This is a genomic window from Novosphingobium cyanobacteriorum (assembly GCF_029436685.1).
Taxonomy (GTDB): domain Bacteria; phylum Pseudomonadota; class Alphaproteobacteria; order Sphingomonadales; family Sphingomonadaceae; genus Novosphingobium; species Novosphingobium cyanobacteriorum.
Genome location: NZ_JAROCY010000057.1, coordinates 1 through 3,962, shown reverse-complemented (window position 1 = coordinate 3,962; position 3,962 = coordinate 1). Strand labels below are relative to the sequence as shown.

At 63.7% G+C, this 3,962-nt stretch carries 3 protein-coding genes; all 3 read right to left on the bottom strand.

Annotation, left to right across the window (positions count from 1 at the left end):
• Window positions 1–100: 100 nt before the first annotated feature.
• Window positions 101–226: a hypothetical protein gene (locus POM99_RS22055; RefSeq protein ID WP_277280949.1), complete on the bottom strand. Its 126-nt coding sequence runs from the start codon at window positions 224–226 to the stop codon at window positions 101–103.
• 14 nt (window positions 227–240) lie between these two features.
• Window positions 241–2,817 carry a TonB-dependent receptor gene (locus tag POM99_RS22050; RefSeq protein ID WP_277280947.1) on the bottom strand — a complete coding sequence of 859 codons (2,577 nt, stop codon included), beginning with the start codon at window positions 2,815–2,817 and terminating at the stop codon, window positions 241–243.
• Between the two features lie 101 nt (window positions 2,818–2,918).
• On the bottom strand, window positions 2,919–3,833 hold the full coding sequence (locus POM99_RS22045; protein ID WP_277280946.1) for an amidohydrolase family protein: 915 nt from the start codon (window positions 3,831–3,833) through the stop codon (window positions 2,919–2,921).
• Window positions 3,834–3,962: the final 129 nt, after the last annotated feature.

Sequence of the window (3,962 nt, the reverse complement as noted above, 5' to 3'; positions counted from 1 at the left end):
ACCAGCGCACCGCCCACAGGATCACATCACCCTGGAAATGGCGCCACTTGAAATCCGTCATCGTTCCGTCCGTCCAATCTCCGCCAAGCATGCTCAAGCTTCACGATTTTTGCAACAGAGCCGTGAAGACGGTGAGCGGCACCAGATAGGCAAGGCCGAACATGACCAGCGAACCGGTGCCGAACACACGGCGCAGGGCCGTGGGTTCGGCTGCATCACCGCTCACCGCGCCCGCCTGGATCACCGGCGAAAACTCGCGGTGATCCCGATCGTGCGCGGACGGATGGTGGAGGCCGTGTAGACAAATCCGCCGAGCTGCGCCGCCGCGCCAAGCACGGGCCGCGTATTGGTCAGGTTGTTCACGAACAGCGACACGTCCACCCCTCCCTTGAGCACGCCAGCGCGCATGTTGATGGCCGTGTACGACTGGTCCGGCTGCAGCCGCGGGTTGAACAGCGGTGACTTGGGATCGGTCGCCCCCTGCCCGCGTGCTTCGCTGAAATAGCTGCCATCAGCACGAAGATAGAAGTCGCTCCAGTAGTATTCACCGATCAGCGTCAGAGTCCACGGACGCGCTGCCGAGATCGCCGAATTGGCCGGATAGAGATTGATCTTGCCCGGGGTCACCACCGCGCCATCGTAGTCGGCCTTGTTGTACGATGCGTTGGCCCCGATCCGCAAGCCATCGACCGGCTGGACAGTGACCGCCAGATCGAACCCGCGCGAGGTGGCATTGCCGAGATTATCGACAAAGCCATAGCCGCAGGTGGGCAGGAACACCGAGTTCTGGATGTTCTTCCACTTGATGAGGTAGGCGCTGGCATCGATCGTGAGCTTGCCATCGAACAGCTTGTTCTTGGCCCCCGCCTCATAGCTCCACACCGAGTCCGACTTGTAGGACGCGGGCTGCGCACTGCGACCATTGGCATCGGCATAGCCGGTGAGCGCGAGGTCCGGGCGGCAGAAGTTTTCAGGGACTTTGGCGCTGACCCCGGCTGGGCGGAACCCCTTGGAGATCGAGGCATAGAACAGATCCCGGTCGGTCGCCTGCCAGGAAAGGCCGAACTTGGGCGTGAAGGCGGTTTCGCTGTTCTTGAGGCCGACCGTGTCCTGATAGAGCGGGGTGAACACCCCGGTGCCGGGCGTGCAGCCCCCCGCCGTCGGGCAGGGGAAGCCGAGCGGCGGGTTGTTGTTGTTGAACGGGCCGCGGAAGATGCCATCGTATTCCAGCACGTTGTGCGCCACGCGCGCGCCCAGAGTCAGGGTCAGCCGCTCGGTGGCGCGGAAATCGAACTGCGCAAAGCCGGCATACTGCTTTTCGTTGATCCGGCGGTTCTCGGAATAGGAACCGCCGCCCGGCAACAGCGGCACGCCCAGCGCATTTACGATGGCACTGGTCCCGGGGCCGAACGGATCACCGCCCGCCGAAGCGCCGAACACGACCGGCAGCTTGTCGACGAAGTTATTGAAGATGTTCTGCCGGGCAGTCTGCTTGTTGGACGAGAAGAAGCCGCCGACCACCCAGCGTAGGCGGGCGTTCCGATCGGAGGATTGCAGACGCAGTTCCTGCACGAAGTTCTTCTGGCCGACTTCATAGAGCGAGGCCGACTTGTGGCCCGCCGGGGGTGAGGCGTAACCGCCGAACTGGAACGTGTCGATCAGCGTGAAATCGAGCCACTTGCGATTGGCGCGGTCGAAGAAGGACGTGCTGCTGATAAGGTCCACGCTGCCGAGCTCTGCCTTGGCGTTGAGCGCGTAGAGCAGGAACCGGTCCTGCGCGGATTCCTTGTCAGGCACGGCTATATCGATCAGCGCGGGGTTGGTTGCCGCCGATCCCTTGCTGAACACGAGGCGGCTGAGATCCCCGTTGCCGAGGTTCGAAGACCCGGTCCAGAAGTCGTTCCCGCCGTCGTTCTGGCGCGTGCGCTGATAGCTGATGGATGGCGTGAGCGAGAGCCACTCCGTCGGACGGAACTCGACCGCGAGGCGCGCAGTCAGCGCATTGTCGGAATTGGTGTCCTTGCGCACAACGCCTTTGGGCGTGAAGCTGATCAGGTTGCCGTTGGGATAGACCGCCGCGGCATTGGCGGTCGGCGCATACGTGCCGTCGACGGCATCGATGTAGCCGCCGTTTCGGCGGTAATAGAGGCTGGCGCGGAAGGCGATCTTGTCGGCAACCAGCGGAGCGCCCACGGCCAGACCGCCTTCATAGGTTTCGCTGCCCTTGTGGGTCGTGGCCACTTCGCTGCGGGCGTAGATGTGGAGCGCATCCATGTTCGGCGCGGCCTGGATGAAGCGCACCGTGCCACCTTCGGAACCGGCTCCGAACAGCGTGCCCTGCGGGCCGCGCAGCACTTCGACGCGTTCGAGGTCGAAAACTTCCGCGAAGGCGGAGCCCGCGCCATAACCCTCGTTGCGCACCTGAATCGGGGTCTCGTCGATGTAGATGCCCGTCACGCCCGCACCGGCACCCGATGTGATGCCGCGGATCGAGATAACGTTGGAGCCGGTCACGCCGCGGCTGAGCACAAGACCGGGGGTGAAGCGCACGAGATCATCCACCCGGCGCACGCCGTCGCGCTGCAGGCGTTCGTTGTCGAATGCCGAAATGCTGATCGGAACCTTGGAGATCGTTTCCGACTGACGCGTCGCGGTGACCACGATCTCGTCTGAAGCCGGGCCGCTTTCCGATGCACCGGTGGCGGCAGGCAGATCCTGGGCGCGCACCGCCGTTGCCGAAGCGGTCAACGAAATCAGCGAAACGCCAAACGAAATTGCGCGCTTGATCGTCAATTCATCCATGTAAAATACCCCCATGTCCGGCACGGGCATGATTTACCGCGTGACAGGTTCAAAAAATCCCTTCCTAGCAAGGGGACATGCAGGATATTTTCTCAAGTCCCCCTCGAGGGGTACTGTCAATCGGATCGGCCATATTTCGCGTTTTTGAGCAAAACTTTTCCGGAATCATGGATTATGCTTCCACCAACCATCGTCATCAGCACTCGGTTTTCGCCGAGTGTCGCCTCCGGAACCTGCAGGAAGTTCCGCTCCAGCACGATCAGATCGGCCAGCTTGCCCGGCTCCAGCGAGCCGGTACGGTCTTCCGCATGGAGTGCATAAGCGCCGTTGATGGTGATCGAGCGCAGCGCCTGCACCCGGCTCAGCCCCGGTGCGTGGTTGAGCCGCCCGGCAAATTCGGCGGGAATGTCGCGTCCGCCCGCGCGGGTGATCCCGCCCTTCAGTGCCAGCCAGTAGTTCATCCGGTCCACCGGCCAGTCGCTACCATAGACCACGCGCACCCCACCGGCGTGCAGCTTGTCGAACGGCTCCATGCGCTCGAAGCGCTCAGGCCCAAGCTGGTTTTTCGCGCCAGTGACCGAATTCGGCCCCGGAATGCTCCACTGGTATGACATCACCGGCAGCGCCCCAATCGCCTTGAAGCGCGGCAGATCGACCGGTTCGACCAGTTCGGCATGGGCAATCGCAGGGCGGAAGCTCGCCGGGGCACCCGCCGCGCGGACCTGCTCCAGCGCATCGAGCGTGAGCTTGACCGCGCGGTCACCAATGGCGTGGATATGCGGATCGAGCCCGGCGCGGTTCAGGCCCGTCACGATGTCGCGCAGCTGCGCCACCTCCATGTAGACCGGGCCGCGCTGGGTGCCCGGCCCCCAGCGGACCGCATTGGCATCGTGCGCCCCGTGATCCTGTGCCCCGTGATCGTGGTCCTGCGCCACCCAGTAGGGCTCAACCAGCCCGGCGGTCTGCGCCGGAGCCTGGATCACCCCGTCCATCACCAGCTTGGCATGGTCGATGCGGATCGTGGGCAGCACCCCTTCGGGCTCTGTTGCAAAGATTGGCGGCAGTCAGAGGTAGGCTGTCGCTCTGCGCCGATCAGGCGGCTGCTGCGAAATGGTGGTTGAGCATGCCCATGGCCTCCGTCAGCGCCGAGGGCCCAATGC